The sequence below is a fragment of the Azoarcus taiwanensis genome, assembly GCF_012910885.1.
Taxonomy (GTDB): domain Bacteria; phylum Pseudomonadota; class Gammaproteobacteria; order Burkholderiales; family Rhodocyclaceae; genus Azoarcus_F; species Azoarcus_F taiwanensis.
Genome location: NZ_WTVM01000234.1, coordinates 1 through 2,506 on the forward strand (window position 1 = coordinate 1; position 2,506 = coordinate 2,506).

2 protein-coding genes and 1 pseudogene are annotated in these 2,506 nt (G+C 60.7%); all 3 read right to left on the minus strand.

The window, feature by feature from the left end; all coding sequences use genetic code 11:
* A pseudogene (locus GPA21_RS19835) lies at positions 1–207 on the minus strand (hypothetical protein); the annotation flags it as partial.
* Positions 208–253: 46 nt separating this feature from the next.
* The gene (locus GPA21_RS19840) at positions 254–1,195 is read right to left on the minus strand and encodes an alpha-L-glutamate ligase-like protein (RefSeq protein ID WP_168989794.1); all 942 of its coding nucleotides are present in this window, start codon (positions 1,193–1,195) and stop codon (positions 254–256) included.
* A gap of 5 nt (positions 1,196–1,200) precedes the next feature.
* The coding region (locus GPA21_RS19845; RefSeq protein ID WP_168989795.1) for a UUP1 family membrane protein at positions 1,201–2,506 on the minus strand (1,306 nt) is incomplete at its 5' end.

A 2,506-nucleotide genomic window follows, 5' to 3' on the forward strand; every position in this document is an offset into this window, starting at 1 on the left:
GTCAACCACCGGTTGCCAGCGTCCGAGCAGGCTAACCAGCAACACGAGAAACACGCAGCACCAGATGATGCGGTGAATGAGGACTTCCCACGAGGGGATGCCTTCGAACAGCGAGAAGAACAGTGGAAAGCAGCCCCAGATACCATAAGCTGCGAGCCCGTAGGCGACACCTCGTCCTGCTTCGGCACGATCACTTGCTGGGTTCAATTGGGGATCTCCCGGTCTTTCGGACAACGCACGCACTCAACACTGCTTACAAGCGCCCGAAATGCGCCACCGAAAACGCGACTCGCGCATCCACATCCACGCCTTCGGGCTGACTTTCGACCAGCTCGAGTCTCCCCCCAAGCCCCTCTCCATTCGCCATCTGGATCGCGAGCCCTGGACGTGCATTGAGCTCGAGGAGCATCGGACCGTGATTCTTGTCGATGACCAGATCGGCACCAATGTAACCGAGACCGGTCATCTCGTAACATGCGGCAGCTAGCCTGAGCAAGCCGTGCCAGTCCGGAATCTCCAGTTTGTCGAGCTTCCGGCCGGTATCCGGATGCACCTCGACCGGTCGGTCGAACTGCACCGCAAAAAGTGCGCGCCCGGTCCCAATGTCGAGCCCGACACCGACCGCGCCCTGATGCAGATTGGCTTTTCCGTCCGACGCCGCGGTCGACAGCCGGATCATCGCCATCACCGGATAGCCCCTGAACACGATCACCCGAATATCGGGCACGCCTTCGTAAGTGTAGTCGGCAAACCTGTCGTCGAATCGGATGAGCGACTCGATCATTGCCACGTCTGGCGAACCCGCCAGCGAATACAGCCCGGACAGGATATTCGACACATCCCGTTCCAGATCCTCGATGCTCAGCGTCGCACCGCTCGGCTTTCGGTAGATACCCTGGGCGTGGTCCTCGATCACGAGGATGCCCTTTCCGCCGCTACCCTTGGCCGGTTTGATGACAAAACCGGCATGTTCGCGAACCAGCCCCGCGACACGTCGAACCTCGAATTGCGAGGTGATGGTGCCGATCAGTTCCGGGCTGGTGACGCCGTGCTCATGCGCCAAGAGCTTGGTCTTGAGCTTGTCGTCCACCAACGGGAACAGGCTGCGCCTGTTATATCGGGCAATGAAGTGGATGTTTCGGCGATTCATGCCAATCACGTGGCGCGAACGCAGCTCGGAAGGCCTGGCCCACATTCGGCTTACCTTCGCACCATGGGTTTGAAACGGCGCAATTCGAGCAGTCGATAACCCGTGTAGTTGCCGAGCAGCAGGATCAACGCCATCAGGATGAACTGCACCCCGAGGAAGTTGAAGGTGATGTGGCGTATCCAAGGGTTGGTCATCGCCAGATAGGCGATCACCGCGGTCAGCAGACTGCCACCACCCTGTATCAACACCTCGCGCGGCCCCTCCTCTTCCCACAGAATCGACATCCGCTCAATGGTCCACGACAGGATGATCATCGGGAAGAAGGTAATCGTCAGGCCGGCATTGAGCCCGAACCGATAGGACACGACCGAGAACACCGAAATGATGGCGATCACGGTAATGATCACCGCCGACACTCGCGCAACCAGCAACAGGTTGAGATGCGACAGGTAGTTTCGGATCACGAGCCCGGTCATGACCACGAGCAGGAAGCCGATCAGGCCGGTCAGCAAGGTTGTCTGGATGAAAGCCAGCGCGATCAGTACCGGCATGAAGGTACCCGAGGTCTTGATCCCCACCAGAATCCGCAACATGACCACAATCAGCGCACCGATCGGGATCAGCAGAATCGTGCGAAACAGAGATTGCTCTTCCAGCGGCAGACTGTGGATTGAAAGCCCGAGCAGGGATGCGTCTGCCGGCCGCTGGGCGATACTCTCGCTCGCGGACTGCAACTGCCGGATCATCGCAAAGCTCACGGTCGACCGACGTCCGCCCTCGACCTGCAGCACCGGTGCATCGCCCGCATGCCACAACAACAAGCGCTCGGGCTTGCCCTGACGTCCGCTGGCGGGGTCGAAAATCGCCCATTCGTCACCCTTGTACACCTGCAACCATGTCGTCAGGTTCTGGCGACGCCGCCCGTCCTCGAGCATCAGACCGCTGATCTGGCGCGCCGGGACCCCGGCCTGGTTGAGCATTCGCACCAGGAGTTCAGTGAGGTCGTACTGAGTCAATAGCAATCGCGCGTTCTCGCCCTGGGTGGGGCCGGTCAGTTCGCGGATCAGCTCACTTGCCAGTGTGTAGGGGTCGGCGGAACGTTGATAGGCACGAGTGAGCACGGCCTCGGCCGCGGTATCGAAGGGCGACTGCCACAGGCGATCCTGACGCAGCGGGGGCGGCGGAATCTCCGCGCGAGGCTCCCCGGGGGCAACCAGAAAGCTTGCGGAGTAATACAGATGCTGACTCCCCTGCGCTGCGCGGATAGACCATCGCGCCACGCGCGAGTCCGCAGTTTCGACGAAGGTCAGCCCATAGCCGGATGAGGCTGTGTGCTCGCCGAGCAGGCGATAGCCC